Source organism: Pseudonocardia sp. T1-2H, from assembly GCF_038039215.1.
GTDB lineage: Bacteria > Actinomycetota > Actinomycetes > Mycobacteriales > Pseudonocardiaceae > Pseudonocardia.
On the sequence record NZ_JBBPCL010000001.1, the window covers coordinates 5,326,032 to 5,348,021 of the forward strand.

Sequence of the window (21,990 nt, forward strand, 5' to 3'; positions counted from 1 at the left end):
CGGTAGCCTCGCCGTCCCGTGCGCTGGCGATGGCCTCCCCGTACCCGGACCGGCCCCCGCCCGCGCGCTCCGGCGGATCAGAACAGCACGCGGGCCAGCGCCCGGCGCGCGGTGGTGACCCGCGGGTCGTCCGCCGGGTAGAGCTCGAACAGGCCGACGAGGTGCTCGCGCACCCGGTCCCGGTCCTCGCCGAAGGTCCGGCCGGCCGTGGCGACCAGCCGGGAGAACGCGGCCTCCACCCGGTCGATCGCCACCTCGGCGTCCGCGGCGGCGAGCTGCAGGTCCACGTTGTCCGGCTCGGCGTCCGCGAGCTCGATCGAGGCCGGGTCCGCCTTCTCCGCGCGGGCCAGGAACCGGACCTGCGAGAGGGCCGCGAGGGCCTGCTCGTTCGCGGGCTCGGCAGCCAGGATCGCCTGGTAGGCGGCCTCGGCGGCGTCGAGGTCGCCTACCTCGAGGGCCTCCTCGGCGGCGGTGAAGCGCGGGTCCTCCGGCTCCTCCTCGGGCTCGGCGGCGGTGCCGGCCCGGGCCTCCGCCTCGGCGATCGCCGGCATGCGCTCCCGCAGCGCGTCGAGCAGCGAGGAGATCCACTGCTTGATCTGCGGCTCGGGCAGGGCGCCGTTGAACGCGTCGACGGGCTGGCCGCCCACGACCGCGACGACCATGGGGAGCGATTGCACCCCGAAGGCCTGCGCGATGCGGGGGTTGGCGTCGACGTCGATCCGGGCGAGCACCCAGGCGCCGCCGCCGGCCGCCGCCGCGCGCTCCAGCACCGGGGAGAGCTGCTTGCACGGCTCACACCAGTCCGCCCACAGGTCGACGACGACCGGGACCTGCATCGAGCGCTCGATGACGTCTGTCTGGAAGGTCTGTTCGGTGACGTCCAGGGCCCATTGACCACCGCCTCCGCCACCGGACGGCGCGGCGCCGCCGGCGGGCCGGCGCGCGGCGGCCTCCGTACGCGCCTTGAGTGCGGAGAGGTCGACGGCACCCGCCATCCTGGAGGACAGCGCCGCCGTCTGAGCTGCCTGACGTGGATCTGGTCGGGACACGCCGACCATCCTGGCACGATCGGGTCCGGCGCGGCCGACCTGCCCGTCAGCAGGGGGCGGGAGTCGCTGCGGAGACGAGCGGCCGCATGCCCATCGGGTTGGTGGGCAGGAAGTCCCCGGCCGCCAGGACCGCCCGCACCCACGGCCCCGCGAGCGCGATCAGCCGTTCGGCCGGCTCGTCCCCGAGGGCCGTCCAGGCCACGTTCGCGAGGGCGTCCGTCCGGGCCTCCACGTCCTGGTGGAGCGCCCGTCCGGCCTCGGTGAGGACCGTGGCCCCCGCCGACGTGGCCAGGCCACGCGCCACCACCCGCTCGGCTCCGGCTGTCCACTCCTCTGGCGTCCACCCACGCCGTTCCCGCAGGTAGTCGGGTTCGAGGTCCTGGGCGGCGGCGAACACCACCAACGTCTCCACCGGGTCCAGGCCCGCCGCGACCAGCGCCGCCACGTGACCGTCGCCGCGCTGCTCGCGCAGCAGGGTCTGGGCGTGCCAGAGCACGAGGTGCGGCGGCTCCGGCCACGGCAGCGCCGCATTGGCGGCGGCCAGTGCCCGCCCGGCCGTCGGGACGGCGAGCGCCGCGGCCCGGGCCAGCTCCGCGGCCTCGGCCAGCTCCGGTGAGCCGAGGACCTCGGCTCCCAGGGACCGGCGCAGGACCGCGTCGACCGCCCGCACCCGCAGGGCGCAGAACTCCTCGGGCGTGGCGAGGGACCACACCTCGGGGATCGCCCGGCGGACCAGGCCGGGGGCGAAGTTGTAGAACAGCGCCGTCACGACCTCGGCCGGGACCGCGCCGAGGGGTGCGGCGCGCTGGGCGAAGTAGCCCCGCCAGAAACCGCGGGCGCCGAGCTCCTCGCACGCGGCCTTGGGCTCCGGCGCGAAGTACGTCACCGCGTGCAACGGCTCCAGCGCCCGCCACAACCGGCGTGCCCGGTGCTCCCCGTCCTGTCCCCGCGTCACTCCTGGCCCCCTCCCACCAGGCCCGGCCACGGGGCCCCGGTCCCTGCACGGTAGGCCGGACAGGCTCTCCCGGACCAGTGATCGCATTGGGCCGATCCGGTCACGGCGGGCACCACACGTCTCCGGCGGCTCCTCGATTGATCACCGGTCTGGTGGAGCACCGGACGCGCCGCACCGTCGTTGAACACAGTGAAGTGACCAACTGTCACCGTGAGTAGCTTTTCCCGGGCCGCCGCCCCGCGGCCCGTCGCCTGACCGGAGGATCTGCATGAGCCAGGAGAACACCGTCGCCGACCGTCTCGTCACCGACGCGCGGAAGAAGACGGCGCGCCAGGAGGGCCCGGCGCTCGGCAAGGCGTCGCTGATCGTCGGCATCATCGCCCTGGTCGCCAGCCCGATCTCGATCGCGGGATGGGTCCTCGGACTCGTCGCGATCGGCCTGGGTGTCGCCGCCGTCCGCAAGCCCGCCACGGCCAAGCAGGCCAAGATCGCGATGGTGCTCGGCTTCGCCGCGCTGGTGGTCGGCACGTTCTTCTTCACCCTGAACATCGCCTGACACCCCGGGCGCGGGACACCGCGCCCGACCGGCGCGCGAGCGTCGACACCGGCCGGTGGTTCCCGGATGCACGATCCGGGGGTCGCCGGCCGTCGTCGTTCCCGGAGCGGTCCCCCGCGCCGGCGTGGCTCCAGGCATCTGCCCCGACTCCGCCGACGACTCCTCTGTGACGTCCCGGTGGAGGCCGCGGCGCGCCGACCAGGACCAGGGCGGACACCCAGCGGGGCCCGGCACGACGAGTCGTGCCGGGCCCCGTGCACGAGCACGACCGTCACCGGGCTCCGCGCCTGCCCACCTAGGACCCCGTCGGGTCGACCCCGTCCGGAGCGTCGCCGCCCAGGGCCGCCTCGATCCGCTCGACCTTCGCCCCGAGCTGGCCGGACCAGCCCGGACGGATGTCCGCCTTGAGCACGAGGCTGACCCGCGGGGCGCGGGCCTGCACGGCCTCGACCGCACGTTTCACCACGTCCATGGCCTCGTCCCAGGTCTCGGCCTCGATCGTGGTGAACATCGAGGTGGTCTCGTTGGGCAGCCCGGACTCGCGGACGACCCGCACCGCCTCCGCCACCACGTCGCCGACACTGTCCGACCCGCCCCCGGAGGGCGCCACGCTGAACGCTACGAGCATGGTCGACAGCCTGCCCCAGCCGGGCCCGGCCCGCCACGCACCATGATCGGAACCGTTCCGGCGCGGCACTGCTAGCGTCGCCCACCATGAGCTCGCGCGACCGGCTGCCCTTCGACCCGATCCAGCGGGCGGCCGAGCTGTGGGCCGAACGTGTGGGGCCCTCGGGGACCATGGCCGCCGTCACCAGCATCATGCGGGTGCAGCAGATCCTCCTCTCGGCCGTGGACGGGGCGCTGCGCCCGCACGGGCTGACCTTCGCCCGGTACGAGGCCCTGGTCCTGCTGAACTTCTCCCGGCGCAAGAAGCTGCCGATGCGGGTGATGGGCGAGCGACTCCAGCTGCACCCGACCTCGGTCACCAACATCGTCGACCGGCTGCAGGCGGACGGCCTGGTGCGCCGCACCCCGCACCCCACGGACCGACGCGCGACGCTCGTCGAGATCACCGAGGACGGCGTGCACCGGGTCGAGGACGCCACCAAGTCCGTGACGGACGTGGACTTCGGCCTCACCGGGCTCGACGCGGACGAGCAGGCCCGGCTCACGGACCTCCTCGGCCGGGTCCGCCGGGCGTCCGGGGACTTCGACTGACGACCGGGGCCGATGCCGGCCCTGCCGGCGCTCCGCGCCGCGCTCATCGCCTTCGCTCCTCACGGCGGGTTCGCCCTGCGCCCGGCCCGCCCGAGCCCGGCCCGCCGGACCCCGGGCCGTCCGAGCCCTGGCCGCCGGAACCCGGGCCCGCCGAGCCCGGGCCACCGGCGTCGGGACCGCTCGGGCCCGCGCCGCCCGGACCTCGGCCGACCGCGCCGGGCCCGCCACCGGACGGGCCGCCGCGCCCGTCCGGATGTCGCGTTCTCCGCCTGCGCCCCGGGGCGCCGCGGGTGGGCCCGGGCCAGCTGCGCATGACGCCCCCGGCTCCGCCCCGCCGCCTGCGCCCCACGACGTAGCCCGCCAGGCTCGCGCCGCCCGCGGCCGCCGCCACACAGACCGAGCACGTCAGCACTCCATCGCCGTCCTCCCACTCCGTTGACGCACTGTTGCGTCAACGGCGTTGACAGTAGGACGGGCCACCGACAGAATCGGCGGCGTGACCGCTCCCGCCACCCCCGAGGCCTCCCCGGAGGCCGGCCGCCCAGGCCTGCGCGCGGCCCGCGCGGCGCGGGGCTGGTCCCAGGCCGCGGCGGCCCGCGAGCTCGCTGCGCTCGGCCGGGAGCGCGCAGCTCCGACGGCGTCCGCCGCGAGCCTGAAGACCCAGCTCTCCCGCTGGGAGAACGGGCACGCCACGCCGGATCCGCCGTACCGCGCGCTGCTCGCGGAGCTCTACGGCACGGACGAGGCCGCACTCGGGCTGGCCACGCCCGAGGCCGTGCCGGGTCCGGCGGCGAGTCCGCTGCCCGCCGCGCTGGCCGAGGCCCGCGCGATCGACGACGCCGCCCTCGAACTCCTCGCCGAGCAGCTCCGGCTCGTCGCCCGCCTGGACCACCGGCTCGGCCCGGCGGGCGCGGCGGACGTGCTGACGGCGCTCGTCGAGCGGCTCGCCACGGTCCTGGACCACACGCTGCCGACGAGCCGTCGGCGGGCGGTCGCGACGCTGCTCGCCGAGGCCGCGGCCCTGGCCGGGGAGCTGGCGCTGGACCGCGGGAGGCCGGCCGAGGCGTGGGAGCTGCACGGACGCTCCCGCGCCGCCGCGCTGGAGGCCGGACACGAGGAGCTGGCCGAGCGCGGGGTCGTCGGCCGCGCGGCGGTGCTGCGGGAGACCGGGCTGGTCGAGGAGGCACTCGAGCTGCTCGAGGGCCGCACGAGCAGGTGGGCGGCCCTGGCCCGAGGCGAGGCCCACGCGGCGGCGGGGAGGGCGGGCCCGGCGAGGAGCGCCTTCGACGAGGCGCTCGCACCTCGCGCCGGGAGCACACCGGAGGTCGACGTCGCCACGGGGTCCCTGCCGATCGACGTGGACCTCGTGCACCGCCGACGCAGCCGGGCCCTCGCGTCCCTGGGAGACCTCGACGCCATGGACGCCCTCCGCACCACGGCCGAGGACGCCGCCGCCCCGGTCCGGGAACGGCTCGCCGCGACGAGCGGTCTCGCCCTGGGGCACGCTCACGCCGGCCATGAGCGGGAGGCCGGCGAGCACACCCGGCAGGCGCTGCTGCTCGGTCTCCGGATCGGCGCGGACGGGGTCCGAGACCGGCTCAGGCGCGCCCGGCCCCCGGAGGGGGCGCGGTGACGGACAGATCGGCCCCGAGGGTGCCCAGCAGCTCGTCCGCCGCCCGGTACGGGTCCAGGTCCCCGTCCACCACGCGCGCGGCGAGGGCGGGCAGGGCGGCGGACCCCCGGACGTCCTCGAAGCGGGTGCGCACCTGCTCCATGCCGATCGCCTCGATCTCGGACTCCGCGCGCCGACGACGCCGGCGGCCCCGCTCGCCGGAGCGGTCCAGCCAGTCCCGGTGCCGCTCGATCGCGGAGACCACGTCGTCGACGCCCTCGAGCCGGGCCGCCACGGTCCGCACCACGGGCGGCACCCACGGCCCGGGCCCCGCTCCGGCACCGGCGTCCGGAGCCGTCTCGGCCTCTCCCGAGCGGCCGGAGCGGTCCCCCAGGGAGAGCATGTACGTCAGGTCGCGGACGGTCTGGGCGGCGCCGTCCCGGTCCGCCTTGTTCACCACCAGGATGTCCGCCACCTCGAGGATGCCGGCCTTGGCGGCCTGGACACCGTCGCCCATCCCGGGGGCGAGCAGCACGATCGTGGTGTCCGCGAGCGCCACCACGTCGACCTCGGACTGGCCGACTCCCACGGTCTCGACCAGCACGACGTCGCAGCCGGCGGCGTCGAGCACGCGCAGGGCCTGCGGCGTGGACCAGGCGAGGCCACCGAGGTGGCCCCGGGTGGCCATCGACCGGATGAACACGCCGTCGTCCGTCGCGTGCTCCCCCATCCGCACCCGGTCCCCGAGCAGCGCGCCGCCGGAGAAGGGCGAGGACGGGTCCACCGCAAGCACCCCGACCCGCCGCCCCTCGGCGCGCAGCGCACCGACCAGCGCGGAGGTCGTCGTCGACTTGCCGACACCGGGCGAACCGGTGATGCCGACGACCTGCGCCCGGCCGGTGTACGGGGCGAGCGCCGCAGCCACCTCGCGCAGCTGCGGGCTCGCCCCCTCGACCAGCGAGATCAGCCGGGCGACGGCCCGGTGCTCACCCCGGCGGGCCCGTTCGACCAGATCGCCGGTGTCCTCGGTCCGTCGCCCGCCCACGGAAGGACCTCTCAGCTCGCCGCCGGCACGCGGATGATCAACGCGTCGCCCTGCCCACCACCGCCGCAGAGCGCGGCGGCGCCGACGCCACCGCCCCGGCGCTTCAGCTCCAGGGCGAGGTGCAGCGCGATGCGCGCACCGGACATGCCGATCGGGTGGCCGATGGCGATCGCGCCACCGTTGACGTTCACCTTGTCCTCGTCGAGGCCGAGCTTGCGCGAGGAGACGACGCCGACGGCGGCGAACGCCTCGTTGATCTCCACCAGGTCGAGGTCGGCGGGCGTGATGCCCTCCTTCTCGCAGGCCTTCGCGATGGCGTTCGCGGGCTGCTCCTGCAGGCTCGCGTCCGGCCCGGCGACCACACCGTGCGCGCCGATCTCCGCCAGCCAGGTCAGGCCGAGCTCCTCGGCCTTGGCCTTGCTCATCACGACCACCGCGGCGGCACCGTCGGAGATCTGCGACGAGGACGCGGCCGTGATGGTGCCGTCGGCGGAGAACGCCGGGCGGAGCTTGCCGAGCCCCTCCGCGGTGGTGTCGCCGCGGACGCCCTCGTCGGTGCTGAACACCACCGGGTCGCCCTTGCGCTGCGGGACCTCGACGGGGGTGATCTCGTCGTCGAAGACGCCGTTCTTGATCGCGGCGGCGGCGCGCTGGTGCGAGCGGGCGGCGAACTCGTCCTGGTCCTGCCGGGTGATCTCGTACCGGCCGTTGTACTTCTCGGTAGACGCACCCATCGCAACCTGGTCGAACGCGCAGAACAGGCCGTCGAGGGACATGTGGTCCGCCATGGTGACGTCCCCGAACTTGAAGCCCTCGCGGGACTTCGACAGCAGGTGCGGGGCCTGGGTCATGGACTCCTGGCCGCCGGCCACCACGATGTCGAACTCGCCCGCGCGGATGAGCTGGTCCGCCAGGGCGATCGCGTCGATGCCGGAGAGGCAGACCTTGTTGATCGTGAGCGCGGGGACCTCCATCGGGATGCCTGCCGCGACCGCGGCCTGCCGGGCCGGGATCTGCCCGGCGCCCGCGGTGAGCACCTGACCCATGATCACGTAGTCGACCTTCTCGGGCGCGACACCGGCGCGCTCGAGAGCGGCCTTGATCGCGACGCCGCCGAGCTGCGCACCCGAGAAGCCCTTGAGGGATCCGAGCAGGCGGCCGACGGGGGTGCGGGCTCCAGCAACGATGACGGATTCGGCCACGACGACCTCCAGCGACTACGGCGAGACAGGATTGTCACGAGGACCCTACCTCCCGAAGCGGGACCGTCCGACGGGCCGAACGGACGGGTGAGCAGCCACACAAGGAGAGGACGGGGTCGTCCCCGGTTACATTCCGCTCCATGACGGCTCATTCGAAGACGCAGGACGCCGGAACCGGCGGAACCCTCGGCGCACTGGTCACGGCGGTCGACCACGTCGGCATCGCGGTGCCGGACCTCGACGCCGCGATCGCCTGGTACGCGGACACCTTCGGCCTGGTCGCGACGCACACCGAGATCAACGAGGAGCAGGGCGTCCACGAGGCGATGCTCTCCGCGCCCGGCGAGGCGGACACCCGCGTCCAGCTGCTCGCGCCGCTCCGGCCGGACTCCGCGATCGGCAAGTTCCTGGACAGGAACGGCCCCGGCATCCAACAGGTCGCGTATCGCGTCGAGGACATCGACGCCGCCAGCGCGACCTTGCGGGAGAAGGGGCTGCGCCTGCTCTACGACGCCCCGAAGCGCGGCACCGCCGGGTCACGGATCAACTTCGTGCACCCGAAGGACGCGGGCGGCGTCCTCGTCGAGCTCGTCGAGCCGCCGGCGCCCGGCGCCCACTGACTCCCCCGGCGTTTTCCGCTGGGTGGAATCACCCGTTCGGGCTGGATCGATCCGCGACCCCTCCGGTCAGGCAGTTCACCCTGACCGGAGGGGTCGAGTCATCTGTGGCCTGCGCCACTATCGCTACCACGGCTCCGGCGAGCCGTCACAATCCCTGGGTACCATACTGAGCAGTAGGGTTTGAGATACCACGCAAGCTCAGCCGAGAACCGTTTACACGACTCACGCCAGCGGAGGCCCAGCCGTGCAGAAGATCCTCGACGCCATCCTCGCGGAACAGTTCGACGCCGTCGCCGAGCTCCCCGTGCCCGAGAGCTACCGGGCGATCACGGTCCACGAGGACGAGACCGGCATGTTCGACGGCATCGCGACGCGCGACAAGGACCCGCGCAAGAGCCTGCACCTCGACGAGGTCGCGACCCCCGAGCTCGGCCCGGGCGAGGCGCTCGTCGCCGTCATGGCCAGCGCGATCAACTACAACACGGTCTGGACGTCGATCTTCGAGCCGGTCTCGACGTTCGGTTTCCTCAAGCGCTACGGCAAGGAGTCCCCGCTGGCCAAGCGGCACGACCTGCCGTACCACGTGGTCGGCTCGGACCTCGCCGGCGTCGTCGTCCGCACCGGGGCGGGGGTGAACGCCTGGAAGCCCGGTGACCGCGTCGTCGCGCACTGCCTGTCCGTCGAGCTGGAGAGCCCGGACGGGCACAACGACACGATGATGGACCCGCAGCAGCGGATCTGGGGCTTCGAGACGAACTTCGGCGGGCTGGCCCACCTCGCGCTGGTGAAGTCGAACCAGCTGATGCCGAAGCCGGAGCACCTGACCTGGGAGGAGGCGGCCAGCCCCGGGCTGGTCAACTCCACCGCGTACCGCCAGCTCGTCTCGCGCAACGGCGCGGACATGAAGCAGGGCGACGTCGTCCTGATCTGGGGCGCGAGCGGTGGCCTCGGCTCCTACGCGACCCAGTTCGCGCTGAACGGCGGCGCCATCCCGGTCTGCGTCGTCTCCTCCCCGGAGAAGGCCGAGATCTGCCGGAAGATGGGCGCGGACCTCGTCATCGACCGCAACGCCGAGGGCTTCAAGTTCTGGAAGGACGAGACGACCCAGGACCCGAAGGAGTGGAAGCGGTTCGGCGCGAAGATCCGCGAGCTCACCGGCGGTGACGACCCGGACATCGTGTTCGAGCACCCGGGCCGCGAGACGTTCGGCGCCAGCGTCTACGTCGCGCGCAAGGGCGGCACGATCGTCACCTGCGCGTCGACCTCGGGCTACATGCACGAGTACGACAACCGGTACCTGTGGATGAACCTCAAGCGCATCGTCGGCTCGCACTTCGCGAACTACCGCGAGGCGTGGGAGGCGAACAAGCTGGTCGACAAGGGTCTCGTGCACCCGACGCTGTCGCGGGTCTACCCGCTGGCGGACACCGGCCAGGCCGCCTACGACGTCCACCAGAACCTGCACCAGGGCAAGGTCGGCGTGCTGGCCCTCGCCCCGGAGGAGGGTCTCGGCGTGACGAACCCGGAGCGCCGCGCCCAGCACCTGGACGCGATCAACCGCTTCCGCGGGGTTTGACCCTCCTTTCCGGGGTGACGGCCCTCACCGGGGCGCGTGCGCATGCGCGCCCCGGACGGGGTCGCCCGGTACGGTGACGCGCATGGTCGGTGCCTCGGAGAACCCCCAGCCAGACGCCGCTTTCCGCATCTCCCGGCGCGGGTACGACCAGGCTGAGGTCGACTCGCATCTGCGCCGGGTGGACGCGGACGTCCGCCTGCTCGCGGCGGATCGGGATGCGGCGATCGCCCAGGTGACCCAGCTCACCCACGAGCTCGACGACGCCCGTGGCCGCAGCGAGTCCCTGCGTCAGCAGGTCCGCAAGCTGGCCGGCTCGCCGCAGAGCGTGCAGGGCATGAGCGAGCGGATGCGCACGATGCTGCGGCTGGCCGAGGACGAGGTCGCGGAGATGCGCGCGCTGGCCGAGCGCGAGACCACACAGCTACGGGCGGAGGCCGAGCAGCACGCGACCCGGTTGCGCACCGAGGCGGAGCAGCACGCCGCGTCGCTGCGGGACGAGGTGGACCGGCACGCGTCCGCGCAGCGCCAGGAGATCGACGCGGAGCGCGAGCGCATCCTCGGCCAGGCCCGCGCCGAGGCCGAGCGCACGGCGGAGCGGAGCCGCCACGAGGCCGCGGAGCAGGCGAAGGCCCGGGTGGCGGCGGACGCGGCCCTGGCCGAGCGGATGGCCGTGGCGGAGGCCGAGCGCCGGGCCGCGGACGAGGCCGCCTCGGCGGAACGGGAGCGGCTGCGTGCCGAGGCGGAGGCGGAGCGCATCCGCGTCCAGGAGGACTTCGCGCTCGCCATGGACCAGCGCCGCGCCGAGGCGCTCGCCGCGATAGCGGCCCAGCGGACCAGCGCCCGGCAGGACGCGGCCCGGACCCGCTCGGACGCCGCCGAGGAGGCCCGCGTCGCCGTCGCCGCGGCCCGTCGCGAGGCGGAACGCCTGGTGGCGGAGGCCGAACGGCGCGTCGCCGAGCTGACGGACCTGCGGAACCGGATCGCCGAGCAGCTCGTCGGCACCCGTTCCCGGCTGGACCGTTCCCTCGAGGCACTCGCCCCGTTCGCGGCCGAGACGACCGGGCCGGCCGACCAGACCGCGGTGACCCCGGGCGCGTCCCACCACAGCCTCGCCTCGCCCCGTCCGAGCCCCGAACGGCGCGCGGCCGCAGCCGGCCGCTGACGCCGAGCGGGACTACCTCGGCCGGCGTATCCCCGGCCGTCGTCTCCCCCGCGCGTTCCAGCAGGGCAGGTGCCAGTGGCGTCGCTCCTCGACGGACCCGTACTCGCCGGACGGCCACGTCACGACGTGTCCGACGCCCGGCGGGATGAGCTGGTCACAGCCCGGGCATCGGTAGTCCTTGATCGACGAGCCGCCGGGGACGTGCCGGACCTGCCACTCGCCGTCCGGCCCGTACTCCGTGCGCGTGATGATCCCGGAGCTCAGCGGAGCGGACACGGCGCGGCCCCGCCCTCGTTCCGAGGGGCGGGGCCGGCGTGCACGTCCCATGCGTCGAGGCTACCGAGACGTGTAGTCCCGGAATCCGTGCCCGGTCTTGCGGCCGAGCCGTCCGGCCGTCACCAGGTGCTCCAGCAGCGGCGCCGGCGCGAATCCGGCCTGCCGGAACTCCTTGTACAGCGAGCGCTCGATCGCCAGCGACACGTCCAGCCCGACGACGTCCAGCAGCTCGAACGGGCCCATCGGCAGCGCACAGCCCGTCTTCATGGCCGCGTCGATGTCGTCCGCCGTGGCGTAGTGCGCCTCGAGCATCTTGACCGCGTCGTTGAGGTACGGGAACAGCAGCGCGTTGACGATGAACCCGGCGCGGTCGCCGCAGCTGACCGGCACCTTCCCCAGCTTCTCGCACAGCGCGAGCGCGGTGGCGGAGACGTCCGGTGCCGTACCGATCGTCGAGACGACCTCGACCAGCTTCATCACCGGCGCCGGGTTGAAGAAGTGCAGGCCCACGACGTCCGCGGGCCGCGACGTGGCCGCCGCGCACTCGACGACGGGCAGTGACGACGTCGTGGTCGCCAGGATCGCGCCCGGCTTGCAGATCTCGTCGAGCGCACCGAACACGGCCCGCTTGACCTCGAGCTCCTCGGCGATGGCCTCGACGACCAGGTCGACGTCCGCGAAGTCCTCGAGCCGCGTGGTACCGGTGATCCGGCCCAGCGTGGCGTCGCGCTTCTCCTCGGTGAGCCTGCCGCGGACGACCGCCTTCTCCAGCGACTTCTTGATGCCCGCGATCGACGCCCCGACCTTGGAGTCGCTCCGCCCGCGGACGACCACGTCGAACCCGGCCGACGCGAAGACCTGAACGATCCCGCTGGCCATGGTGCCCGTGCCGACCACGCCGACCCGCTGCACCTCGCGCACCGGAGCTTCGTCCGACACCAGGGCCCCGGGGGTCTCCGCGTCCGGAACGACCTTCGAGCTGTGCGGCTTCTCGTAGGTGTAGAAGCCGCGGCCACTCTTCCGGCCGAGCAGCCCGGCGGTGATCATCTGCTTGAACAGCGGCGTCGGGGCGTGCATCAGGTTGCGCGACTGCGCGTACATCGTCTCGAGGATCTCGTAGGCCGTGTCCAGGCCGATGAGGTCCAGCAGGGCGAGCGGGCCCATCGGGTAGCCGCAGCCGTGGCGCATGGCCGCATCGAGGTCCTCGCGGCTCGCGTAGCGCTCCTCGTACATCCGCGCCGCGTGGTTCAGGTAGCCGAAGAGCAGGGCGTTCGCGATGAAGCCCGCGCGGTCCCCGATGACGACCGGCACCTTGTCCAGCGTCGCGGCGAAGGCCTGCAGGTCCTCGACCACGTCCGGCTCGGTGACGACGGTGCGCACCAGCTCGACGAGCTTCTGCACCGGCGCCGGGTTGAAGAAGTGCATCCCGACGACCTTGCCGGGCCGCTGCGTGCGCACGGCCAGCTCCGTCACCGACAGGGACGAGGTGTTGGACGCCAGGATGGTGTCCGGCCCGACGTGCTTGTCCAGCTCGGCGAAGACGGACGCCTTGAGGTCGAGGCTCTCCGGCACCGCCTCGACCACCAGGTCCACGTCCGCCAGGTCGGCCATCGACGTCGTGGTCGTGATCCGACCGAGCAGCTCGCCGGCCTGCTCCTCGGTCATCTTGCCGCGGTCGATCGCGCGGCGGGTGGAGGTCTCGAGGTGCGTCCGGCCGCGCGCGACGGCCTCCTCGGTCACCTCGGCCGCGATGACCTGCAGACCGTTGCGCGCGAACACCTCCACGATGCCCGCACCCATGGTGCCCAGGCCGACCACGCCGACCGTCCGGAACTCCCGTGCCACGCCGATACCTCCCGCTGCTTCGAGGGCAGAAACTTCCCGGTGATCCTGCCATCCCGCGCCCTCCGGAGGCCCGGGCATGAGGTCGGGAACACCTGTCCCGTCGAACGGGTCAGCGCCCGCGCAGCACCTTGACCAGCCCCAGCAGGGCCTTCATCCCGCCCGAGGTCCGCCGGAAGCTCGTCACGGCGATCGGCAGCGGGAAGCGCTGGCGGGCCACGGCCTTCGGCCGGGTGAACTCGCGCAGCCCGTCCTCGCCGTGGATGCGGCCGAAACCGGAGTCGCCGACCCCGCCGAAGGGCAGCGCGGGGATGCCGGCGAACGAGATCACGCCGTTGACCGCGACCATGCCGCAGCGCAGCCGGGCCGCGATCGCGTCACCGTCCTTCGCGGAGAAGACGGTGGCGCCCAGCCCGTAGCCGGTCCCGTTGGCCCGGCGGACCGCCTCGTCGACGTCCGGGACGCGGTTGATCACGATCAGGGGCCCGAAAGTCTCCTCGGTGACGGCGCTGGAGTCCTCCGGCACGTCGACGATCACGACCGGCTCGACGAACGGCGGCTTCACCGACCCGGCGCCGCCGACGACCGCCCGGCCGCCCCTGGCCAGCGCGTCCGCGACGTGCCGGCGGACGACCTCGGTCTGCGACGACATGGTCATCGGCCCGATCTCGGTACCGGTCCGCACGGCCCGGGCCTTCTCCACGACCTTCGCCGTGAACTCCTCCGCCACCGACTCGACGGCGTACACGCGCTCGACGCCGACGCACGTCTGGCCGGCGTTGGACATCCCGCCCCAGACCGTCGCGTCCGCGGCGGCCTCGAGGTCCGCGTCCGCGGCGACGATCAGCGCGTCCTTGCCGCCGCACTCGATCAGCACCGGAGTCAGCGTCTCGGCACAGGCCGCCATGACCCGCTTGCCCGTGGCCGTCGAGCCGGTGAAGGCGATCTTGCCGACGCCCGGGGTGCGGCACAGCGCGGCGCCCGTCTCCCCCAGACCGGTCACGACCTCGATCAACGTGTGTCCCGGGACCGCCTCGGCCAGCATCGTCGCGAGCGCGTGGCCGACCCCCGGCGTCAGCTCGCTGGGCTTGAACACGACGGTGTTGCCGGCGGCGAGCGCATAGGCGATCGAGCCCATCGGCGTGAACACCGGGTAGTTCCACGGCCCGATGACGCCGACGACGCCGAGCGGGGGGTACGCGAGCGTCGCGGCCTGGTTGGCCATGAGCATCCCGGACGAGACGCGACGGCGGCCGAGCACCTTCTCGGCGTGCTTGGCGGCCCAGTCCACGTGGTCGATGGCGAGGACGATCTCGAGCCGGGCGTCGTCGAAGGGCTTGCCGGTCTCCGCCGAGACGATGCCGGCGAGCTCGTCGAGGCGCGCGACCAGCACCTTCCGCCAGGCCAGCAGCCGCTCACGGCGCCCGGCGAAGCCCAGCTCGTCCCACCAGACCGCGGTGGCGGTGGCGCGGTCGACGGCCGCGCGGACGTCCGCCTCGGTGTGGACCGGGTAGCTCGCGACGACCTCCCCCGTCCGTGGGTCGAGCGAGTCGAAGGATGCTGCGGACGCGACGTCGACGCTGGTGGTCACCCCGCCACCCTAGGGCTGCGGCGTGATCTCGGCGGCGGTCCGGGGGTGCCTGCTCCGGCCCGCCCGGACCACCCGTGCGCGGGAACCGGCTGGCTGTTCGCGTTCTTCGTGCTCACGGTCGTCGGCCCGGTCCTGGTGCCGGCCTACCTCGCGACGCTCACCCGGCTCGTCGTCGCCGTGGCCCGGACCCGGGACCGGACGCGTCAGAACAGACGCAGGTCCTTCGACTCCGTGCCCCGCAACGCGTCGTAGTCCACCGTCACGCAGCGGATCCCGCGGTCCTCGGCGAGCGTCCTCGCCTGCGGCTTGATCTGCTGCGCGGCGTAGACGCCGGCTACCGGCGCCAGCAGCGGGTCCCGGTTCATCAGCTCGAGGTAGCGGGTCAGCTGCTCGACGCCGTCGATCTCCCCGCGCCGCTTGATCTCGACGGCGGCGTGGCCGCCCTGGCCGTCCCGGCACAGCAGGTCGACGGGACCGACGGCCGTCATGTACTCGCGGCGGACCAGCGTCCACCCTTCGCCGAAGGTCTCCGGATGGGCGGCGAGCAGCTCCTGCAGGTGCGCCTCGACGCCGTCCTTGACCAGGCCGGGATCGACGCCGAGCTCGTGGCGCGAGTCGTGCAGCACCTCGTCGATGGTGATGACGAGGGACTCGTCCGCCTTGTTCTTCACCGTCCAGACCCCGGGCTGCTCCTCGAGCCAGCACGGTGGGCTCATCCAGTTCAGCGGCTTGTAGGCGCGGTCGTCCGCGTGGATGCTCACCGAACCGTCCGCCTTGACCAGCAACAACCGGGGCGCCATGGGCAGGTGGGCCGTCAACCGGCCGACGTAGTCCACCTGGCAACGGGCGATGACGAGGCGCACCCGCGCCACCTTAGGGGTGCGCCCGGCACGGCCCGTCACCCGGAGGTGGCGCCCGGCCGCCGCGGTCAGCGGGGCGCGTTCCGTTCCGCGAGGGCCCGGCCCGCGGACGCGAGGGCCGTCCGCAGCTCCGGCGGATCGAGCGCCTCGACCTCCCCGCCCAGCCCGGTGAGCTGCCCGGCGGCGACCGCCACGGACTCCACGTCCACGGTCAGCTCCCGCCACCCGTCGACGTCCGGTGGTCCGGCCCGGGCGATCGCCGCGGTCGCCGCGTCCGGGTCGACAGCGTGCGGGAGGGCGCGCAGGCCGCGCGGGGAGAGCCGCACGGTCACCTCCTCCCGCAGCATGGACGCGGCGAACCGGGCCGCCGAACCGGCCCACCAGGGCCCGAGGTCGAAGTCGTCGGGGCGGGCGAAGGTCTCCTGCTCGAGCTCGGCATGCCGGATCCGGGAGGCGCGGTAGGTGCGGATGTCGCCGTCCCGGCCGGACAGCTCGACGCCGGCGACGACGTACCAGACGCCGGCCTTCAGGACGAGTCCCAGCGGCGCGACGAGCCGCTCCACCGTCGTCGGGTCCCGATAGCCGCGGGCGTAGTGGATCCGGGCCCGTCGCTGCTCCCAGACGCCCTGGGCGAGCGTCGCGAGCTGCGTGACCTCGGCGGGCGCGTGGAACCAGCCGGGGGCGTCGAGCAGCACCCGTTCGGAGACGACGCGGGCGTGCTCGCGCAGCCCCTCCGGCAGCGTGGCCAGCACCTTCGCCTGCGCCGCGACCAGCGCCGAGCTCGATGCCGAGCTCCGCGAGCACATGCGGCGCGCCCATCGCCAGCATCGCCGCCGCCTCGGAACCGGTGAGGCCGTCGAGCCGGGTGCGCCAGCCGTCGACGAGCCGGATGCCCCCGCCCGGCCCGGGCTCGGTCCAGACCGGCACCCCGACCTCGATCAGCGCGGCGACGTCCCGGTAGATCGTCCGCTCCGAGACCTCCAGCTCGGCGGCGAGCTGCCCGGCCGTGGCCGCCCGTCGTCGCTGCAGGACGAAGAGCAGGGCCATCAGGCGGGAGGCGCGCACGCAGGCATGATCCCGCAGATCCACCGCGACTCGCGCGGCTTCAGACCCCGACTCGCGCGGCTTCAAATCCCGACTCGCGCGGCTTCAAATCCCGACTCGCGGAGGTTCCGGGATCGCCCGCGAGTCGGGGCAAGAGAACCCGCGAGTCGCGATCTGGCGCCGCGCGAGTCGGGGGCTGGGGCCGCACGAGTCGAGCCTCGGAGCGGGTGGGTCGGGCGGCAGGTCAGGCCTGGGCGAGGACGTAGGTGCCCGGGGCGTCGCCGAGGGAGGGGTGCTCCTTGCTCCCGGGCGGGCGGGGGCGCGCTTGAGGGGACCCGAGCGCTCCCCGATCCAGCCCGCCCAGTGCTCCCACCAAGTGCCCTCGTGCCCCGTCGCCTGGTCCCGCCAGGTGGTCGCGTCGATGCCGTGTGGCTCCGGGCCCGTCCAGTACCGGGACTTCGGGTTCCCCGGCGGGCACACGAGGGTCTGGATGTGCCCGGTGTTCGTGAGCACGAACGTGGAGTCGCCGCCGAGCAGGGTCGCCGAGGCGTAGCAGCCGTTCCACGGGGTCAGGTGGTCCGTGGTGCCACCGGTGATGTAGGCCTCGACCTTCACCTGCTTGAGGTCGACGGGCGAGCCCAGCACGGTGAGCTCGCCGGGCCTCGTCATCGAGTTGCGCGCGAACACGTCGAGGAACTGCCGGTGCAGGGCCGCCGGCAGGTTCGTCCCGTCGGCGTTCCAGGCGAGGATGTCGAACGACGGGGGCTCCTTGCCGAGCAGGTAGTTGTTGACCCAGTAGTTCCACACCAGGTCGTCCGGCCGCATCCAGGTGAACACCGAGGCGAGCGAGCGGGCGTCGAGGATCCCGACCTGCCGGGACCGGAAGTCCGCGATCCCCACGATGGGCCCGGCCGCCAGCATCCCGATCGGCGCCTCCGCGCCCCAGTCCAGGAGGGTGACGCCGAAGCTGACGCTGCGCACCCGGTCCTGCCCGGTGTCCGCGAGGTGGTTGAGCACCACCGCCGTGGTGATGCCGCCTGCGCAGAGCCCGAACAGGTTGACCTGCTCCGAGCGGGTGATCGCGGAGACGGCGTCGAGCGCGGAGAGGATCGCGCGGCCGTAGGTGTCCAGGTCCCAGTCCCGCTGGACCTTCGTCGGGTTGCGCCACGAGATCGCGAACGCCTGCTGCCCCTGGGACACCGCGTACTCGATCAACGAGCGGCCGGGGGCGAGGTCCATGAAGTAGTACTTGTTGATCTGCGGCGGTACCACCACCAGCGGGATCTCCCGGACCTGCGTCGTCGAGGGCTGGTACTGGATCAACTCCAGCACCTCGTCGCGGTAGACGACGGCGCCCGGCGTCACGGCCAGGTCCTCGCCGACGCGGAACTTCGACCGGTCGACCTGCGTGGGCAGTCCGCCGTTGCGCCGGACGTCGGAGAGGAAGTTGCGCAGCCCGCGGCGCAGGCTCCCGCCCCCGGTCTCCAGGGCCCGCTTCAGGGCGACCGGGTTGGCGAGGGTGTTGGTGGGCGACAGCGTGGACGTGATCACCGTGGCCAGGAACTTCGCCCGCTCGCGGTCCCGCCAGTCCGGCAGGTCCGCGGCCGACACGACGTCCCCGACGGCCTGGCACGTGGCCAGGTAGGCCTGCATCAGCCGGTGGTAGCCCGGGTTCTCGGTCCAGGTGGTGTCGGCGAAGCGGCGGTCCCGCTTGCCGGGCTCGATCTCGGACCGCCCGACGGCCACCCGCCCGAGCTCGCCGGCGAGACGGCCCGCGGCGCCGGCCACGGACGGCACGTTGCCGACCACCCTCGCCGCCGTGCCGAGCAGGCTGCGCACCCCCTCGAGGGCCTGGGGCTGAGCCGTCGGCTCCGGCGGCTCCTGCCCGGGTCGCAGCGGTCGTACCCGGGCCGAACTGGTTCCCGAACGCTGCGTGGTCATGTGATCCACCTCACTCCACCCGTTGGGGTGAGTCAAGTCGGAACGGCCTCGTCGCCGTGCTCCTGGCAGGGTGACCGGCGTGGAGCACCTCGAAACCGTGTCGACCCGCGAGGTCTACGCCAACAACTGGATGACGGTCCGCGAGGACGCCATCCGCCGCCCTGACGGCAGCGACGGCGTGTACGGCGTGGTCGACAAGCCGACCTACGCCCTGGTCATCCCCCGCGACGGGAGCCGCCTGCACCTGGTCGAGCAGTTCCGGTACCCGGTGGGCGAGCGTCGCTGGGAGTTCCCCGCCGGCACCGCCCCCGACCGCGCCGCCCAGGACCCGGCCGACCTGGCCGTGCGCGAACTCGTCGAGGAGACGGGAATGCAAGCCGGCCGGATGGAGCTGCTGGGCACCCTCGACGTCGCGCCGGGGATGTCCAGCCAGCGGGGGCACGTCTACCTCGCGACCGAGCTGACCCAGGGCGAGGCACAGCGCGAGCACACCGAGCAGGACATGCGGACGGCGTGGTTCACGACCGCCGAGTTCGAGGCGATGGTCCGCGACGGCGAGCTGACGGACGCGCAGACCCTCGCGGCGTACACGCTGCTACGGCTCCACGACCAGCGGTAGGGCGAGGACCCGCCGCATCCCCGGCGACTTCGCCCACTCCAGCTCGCCGGGCTCGACGGCGAGCCTCATGTCCGGGAAGCGCTCGAACAGCGCCCTCAACGCCACCTCGCCCTCCTGCCGGGCGAGTGCGGCACCGAGGCAGTAGTGCGGCCCGTACCCGAACCCGACGTGCCCCTCCCCGCGCTCCGACCTGCGGGTGATGTCCAGCCGGTCCGGGTCGGCATACTCGCGCGGGTCCGAGTTCGCGGAGACCAGCACCGGCTGGATCGCGGACCCCGCCGGGACGGGCACGCCCCCGATCTCGACGTCCCGGGTCGCGTACCGCGTGGACGCGGACTGCACCGGCCCGATCCGGCGCATCAGCTCGGTGACCGCGCCCGGCCAGAGCCCGGGGTCCGCCCGGAGGAGCTCGAGCTGGTCCGGGTGGGCGAGCAGCGCGATGACGGCCCGGGAGACCAGGTGCGCGGTCGTCTCGTGCCCGGCGATCACCAGCGAGAGGACCATGGTGACCAGCTCGTCGTCGGACAAGCGGTCCCCCTCGGCCTCCTGGACCCGGACGAGCTCGCTCAGCAGGTCGTCCGCGGGCTGCGCACGACGCCGCGCGATCACGTCCAGGACGTGCTCGACCATCTCCCGCAGCGCCGTCGGGATCCGGGTGGGGTCCATCGAGACCAGCACCCGCCCCCACTCGTGCCAGCCCGCCCGGTCCGCCTCGGGGATGCCGACCAGCTCGCAGATGACGGTGATCGGCAGCGGGTAGGCGAACGTCTCCACCAGGTCGACGGGCTGCTCGGCGGCCGCGAGCGCGTCCAGCAGGTTCGCCGTGATCTCCTCGACCCGAGGTCGCAGGTTCGCCACCCGCCGGACGGTGAAGGCCCGCGAGACCAGCTTGCGCAGCCGGGTGTGGTCCGCGCCGTCGGCGCTGATGATGCTGTCGATCAGGTAGTGCGCGAGGTCCGCCGGCACCCCCATGGCCTCCATGCCCTGCTGCCGGACGTCCACCGCGGAGTTCCCCGGTACCGACGCCGGATCGTTGGCGAACGTCTCGGGGTCGCCCAGGACGGCGCGGACGTCCGCGTACCGGGTCACCACCCACACCGGCGTCCGGCCGAGGAACGTCCCCTGCAGGACGGGCGCCTGCTCGCGCAGCCTCCCGTAGCCCGTGTACGGGTTCGCGAGCATCTCCGGCGACATCAGGTCCGTGGCGGTCATCGGCGTCTCCCCTCGTCTGCGCGGCCGGGATCACCGGACGCGGCGTTGCCATTCCTCGTCGATGTGGTCGAGCAACGAGCGGTGGAGCGCGGCGCAGTCCCGGGCGATCTCGACGTCCGGTGCGGCGCCCGGGATCTCCAGCGCGGAGGCGAGCGCGTGCTCCAGCAGGTCCGCGCGCCGGCCCGGATCGGCCGGCCCCGGCGCCGTCGCCATGCCGTCGAGGAAGAAGAAGCCCGTCGTGACGGCACTGAAGACGTGCATCTGCTCGTCGACCGTCAGGTCCGTGCGCATCAGCCCGGCGTCGCGCAGCAGGGTGAACCAGCGCCGGCCGACCTCGACCCGCCGGGTGCCGATATCGCCGAGCGTGTCTGCCGCCTCGTGCGCGAGCCGGCCGAGGATCTCCGGGTCCCCGAGGTAGAGCGGCCGCACGACCGGGTCCTCGACGAGCTCGCGGTAGAGGGACCGGACGGACCGGCCGGGCAGCGCCTCCGCGGGGTCCCGCTCCATCCGCTCGGCCATCCGCGCGACGACGGCGTGGTGGCTGCGCAGCAGGACGGTCAGGAACAGCGCGTCCTTGGTGCGGAAGTGCAGGTAGACGGTGCCCTTGCCGATCCCGGCGTGCTTCGCGACGTCCTCGATGGTCACCCGCCGGTACCCCCAGCGGACGAGCAGCTCCGCGGCCGAGTCGAGCACGCGCTCGACCCGCGTGGCGGGCTGTTCGGGTGCGGCCACCGAGACCCCCTCTGACGTCGTGACCAGGAACGCTCATCTGGTCACGACGTCACGCTAGCCCTCGATCATGAGGCCGTCCAGCTACCGTGACCGCATGGCGGACTACGAACACCTGCTGGTGAAGCAGGACGGGGACACGATCCGGATCACGATGAACCGGCCCGAGCGGCGCAACGCCCTGTCCGAGCCGCACCTGCGCGAGCTGCTGGCCGCGTTCGAGGACGCGGGCCGCAGCGACGCGACGGGCATCGTCCTGGGTGCCGAGGGCAAGGCCTTCTCCGCGGGGCACGACTTCGCGGACGTCGCCTCGCGGGACCTCGCCGGGGTGCGTGACCTGCTGAAGCTGTGCACGAAGGTCATGGCGACCATCCAGGAGGTGCCGCAGGTCGTCATCGCCCGCGTCCAGGCGATCGCGACGGCGGCCGGGTGCCAGCTCGTCGCCACCTGCGACCTCGCCGTCGCCGCCGAGTCCGCAGCGTTCGCGCTGCCCGGCGGCAAGGGTGGCTGGTTCTGCCACACGCCCGCGGTTCCGGTGGCGCGCAACGTCGGCCGCAAGCGGCTGATGGAGCTCGCGCTCACCGGCGACCCGGTCGACGCGCGCACCGCGGCCGAGTGGGGCCTGGTCAACTACGCCGTCCCAGACGCCGAGCTGGACGCGAGGACGGACGAGCTGCTGGCCCGGGCGACCCGCGGCAGCCGGTTCGGCAAGGGCGTGGGGAAACAGACGCTGTACTCCCAGCTCGACCGGCCGGAGGCGGACGCGTACGCCGTCGCCGTCGAGGTGATGGCGTCGATGTCGCAGTCCCCCGGCGCCAAGGAGGGCATGGCGTCCTTCCTCGAGAAGCGCCCCGCCGTGTGGCCCGACTAGGACCCCCTAG

At 73.6% G+C, this 21,990-nt stretch carries 22 protein-coding genes and 1 pseudogene; 9 read left to right on the forward strand and 14 right to left on the reverse strand.

Annotation, left to right across the window (positions count from 1 at the left end):
- Window positions 1-77 precede the first annotated feature (77 nt).
- Window positions 78-995, reverse strand: coding sequence for a tetratricopeptide repeat protein (locus tag WBK50_RS26190; RefSeq protein ID WP_341338152.1), 918 nt, complete (start codon window positions 993-995; stop codon window positions 78-80).
- Window positions 996-1,095: 100 nt separating this feature from the next.
- Window positions 1,096-2,004, reverse strand: coding sequence for an SCO6745 family protein (locus tag WBK50_RS26195; protein ID WP_341338153.1), 909 nt, complete (start codon window positions 2,002-2,004; stop codon window positions 1,096-1,098).
- A gap of 268 nt (window positions 2,005-2,272) precedes the next feature.
- Between WBK50_RS26195 and WBK50_RS26200 the strand changes: the two genes are divergently transcribed.
- Entirely contained in the window at window positions 2,273-2,560 is a 288-nt protein-coding gene (locus WBK50_RS26200) for a hypothetical protein (RefSeq protein WP_341338154.1), read from the forward strand.
- Between the two features lie 295 nt (window positions 2,561-2,855).
- Here the strand turns inward: WBK50_RS26200 and WBK50_RS26205 are convergent, their stop codons facing one another.
- A complete protein-coding gene (locus tag WBK50_RS26205; protein WP_341338155.1) occupies window positions 2,856-3,188 on the reverse strand; it encodes a thiamine-binding protein in 333 nt (110 codons plus the stop codon).
- Between the two features lie 86 nt (window positions 3,189-3,274).
- Here WBK50_RS26205 and WBK50_RS26210 point away from each other — a divergent pair, with 86 nt between their 5' ends.
- Window positions 3,275-3,778 (forward strand): MarR family winged helix-turn-helix transcriptional regulator, encoded by a 504-nt coding sequence (locus WBK50_RS26210; RefSeq protein ID WP_341338156.1) that lies wholly within the window; start codon window positions 3,275-3,277, stop codon window positions 3,776-3,778.
- A 496-nt stretch (window positions 3,779-4,274) separates the two neighbouring features.
- Window positions 4,275-5,411 carry a hypothetical protein gene (locus WBK50_RS26215; protein WP_341338157.1) on the forward strand — a complete coding sequence of 379 codons (1,137 nt, stop codon included), beginning with the start codon at window positions 4,275-4,277 and terminating at the stop codon, window positions 5,409-5,411.
- Here WBK50_RS26215 and meaB read toward each other — a convergent pair.
- Both meaB and WBK50_RS26225 read right to left on the reverse strand, forming a co-directional pair.
- Window positions 5,377-6,435 carry a methylmalonyl Co-A mutase-associated GTPase MeaB gene (gene meaB, locus WBK50_RS26220; protein WP_341338158.1) on the reverse strand — a complete coding sequence of 353 codons (1,059 nt, stop codon included), beginning with the start codon at window positions 6,433-6,435 and terminating at the stop codon, window positions 5,377-5,379. The two genes, WBK50_RS26215 and meaB, sit on opposite strands and share 35 nt — an antisense overlap.
- 11 nt (window positions 6,436-6,446) lie before the next feature.
- Complete coding sequence (locus WBK50_RS26225) at window positions 6,447-7,637, reverse strand: acetyl-CoA C-acetyltransferase (RefSeq protein WP_341338159.1); 1,191 nt, start codon at window positions 7,635-7,637, stop codon at window positions 6,447-6,449.
- 140 nt (window positions 7,638-7,777) lie between these two features.
- On the opposite strand from WBK50_RS26225, the gene mce reads away from it, so the two are divergent.
- The 3 genes from mce (at window position 7,778) to WBK50_RS26240 (ending at window position 10,995) form a co-directional block, all read left to right on the forward strand.
- Complete coding sequence (gene mce, locus WBK50_RS26230; RefSeq protein WP_341338160.1) at window positions 7,778-8,257, forward strand: methylmalonyl-CoA epimerase; 480 nt, start codon at window positions 7,778-7,780, stop codon at window positions 8,255-8,257.
- 244 nt (window positions 8,258-8,501) lie between these two features.
- A complete protein-coding gene (gene ccrA / locus WBK50_RS26235; protein WP_341338161.1) occupies window positions 8,502-9,833 on the forward strand; it encodes a crotonyl-CoA carboxylase/reductase in 1,332 nt (443 codons plus the stop codon).
- An 82-nt stretch (window positions 9,834-9,915) separates the two neighbouring features.
- Entirely contained in the window at window positions 9,916-10,995 is a 1,080-nt protein-coding gene (locus tag WBK50_RS26240) for a hypothetical protein (RefSeq protein WP_341338162.1), read from the forward strand.
- A gap of 12 nt (window positions 10,996-11,007) precedes the next feature.
- Here WBK50_RS26240 and WBK50_RS26245 read toward each other — a convergent pair whose 3' ends face one another.
- The 3 genes from WBK50_RS26245 to WBK50_RS26255 form a co-directional block, all read right to left on the reverse strand.
- Window positions 11,008-11,271, reverse strand: a complete 264-nt coding sequence (locus WBK50_RS26245) for a hypothetical protein (protein WP_341338163.1) — start codon at window positions 11,269-11,271, stop codon at window positions 11,008-11,010.
- A gap of 60 nt (window positions 11,272-11,331) precedes the next feature.
- Entirely contained in the window at window positions 11,332-13,116 is a 1,785-nt protein-coding gene (locus tag WBK50_RS26250; RefSeq protein ID WP_341338164.1) for a 3-hydroxyacyl-CoA dehydrogenase family protein, read from the reverse strand.
- A gap of 109 nt (window positions 13,117-13,225) precedes the next feature.
- Complete coding sequence (locus WBK50_RS26255; protein ID WP_341338165.1) at window positions 13,226-14,704, reverse strand: aldehyde dehydrogenase family protein; 1,479 nt, start codon at window positions 14,702-14,704, stop codon at window positions 13,226-13,228.
- 45 nt (window positions 14,705-14,749) lie between these two features.
- On the opposite strand from WBK50_RS26255, the gene WBK50_RS26260 reads away from it, so the two are divergent.
- On the forward strand, window positions 14,750-14,956 hold the full coding sequence (locus WBK50_RS26260) for a hypothetical protein (RefSeq protein ID WP_341338166.1): 207 nt from the start codon (window positions 14,750-14,752) through the stop codon (window positions 14,954-14,956).
- Here the strand turns inward: WBK50_RS26260 and nucS are convergent.
- The 4 genes and pseudogenes from nucS to WBK50_RS26280 all read right to left on the reverse strand — a co-directional run bounded on the left by nucS (window position 14,908) and on the right by WBK50_RS26280 (window position 18,549).
- Complete coding sequence (nucS, locus tag WBK50_RS26265) at window positions 14,908-15,567, reverse strand: endonuclease NucS (protein ID WP_341339505.1); 660 nt, start codon at window positions 15,565-15,567, stop codon at window positions 14,908-14,910. The two genes, WBK50_RS26260 and nucS, sit on opposite strands and share 49 nt — an antisense overlap.
- Window positions 15,568-15,632: 65 nt before the next feature.
- Window positions 15,633-16,370 (reverse strand): helix-turn-helix transcriptional regulator, encoded by a 738-nt coding sequence (locus WBK50_RS26270; RefSeq protein ID WP_341338167.1) that lies wholly within the window; start codon window positions 16,368-16,370, stop codon window positions 15,633-15,635.
- A 151-nt stretch (window positions 16,371-16,521) separates the two neighbouring features.
- A pseudogene (locus tag WBK50_RS26275) lies at window positions 16,522-16,611 on the reverse strand (HTH domain-containing protein); the annotation flags it as partial.
- 102 nt (window positions 16,612-16,713) lie between these two features.
- A complete protein-coding gene (locus tag WBK50_RS26280) occupies window positions 16,714-18,549 on the reverse strand; it encodes an alpha/beta fold hydrolase (RefSeq protein ID WP_341338168.1) in 1,836 nt (611 codons plus the stop codon).
- A 130-nt stretch (window positions 18,550-18,679) separates the two neighbouring features.
- Here WBK50_RS26280 and WBK50_RS26285 point away from each other — a divergent pair, with 130 nt between their 5' ends.
- Entirely contained in the window at window positions 18,680-19,168 is a 489-nt protein-coding gene (locus WBK50_RS26285) for an NUDIX domain-containing protein (RefSeq protein WP_445942395.1), read from the forward strand.
- Here the strand turns inward: WBK50_RS26285 and WBK50_RS26290 are convergent.
- Together WBK50_RS26290 and WBK50_RS26295 are read right to left on the reverse strand one after the other, a co-directional pair.
- A complete protein-coding gene (locus WBK50_RS26290) occupies window positions 19,145-20,380 on the reverse strand; it encodes a cytochrome P450 family protein (protein ID WP_341338170.1) in 1,236 nt (411 codons plus the stop codon). The two genes, WBK50_RS26285 and WBK50_RS26290, sit on opposite strands and share 24 nt — an antisense overlap.
- A 30-nt stretch (window positions 20,381-20,410) precedes the next feature.
- A complete protein-coding gene (locus WBK50_RS26295) occupies window positions 20,411-21,112 on the reverse strand; it encodes a TetR/AcrR family transcriptional regulator (protein WP_341338171.1) in 702 nt (233 codons plus the stop codon).
- A gap of 94 nt (window positions 21,113-21,206) precedes the next feature.
- Here WBK50_RS26295 and WBK50_RS26300 point away from each other — a divergent pair, with 94 nt between their 5' ends.
- Window positions 21,207-21,980, forward strand: a complete 774-nt coding sequence (locus WBK50_RS26300) for an enoyl-CoA hydratase-related protein (RefSeq protein ID WP_341338172.1) — start codon at window positions 21,207-21,209, stop codon at window positions 21,978-21,980.
- Window positions 21,981-21,990 lie beyond the last annotated feature (10 nt).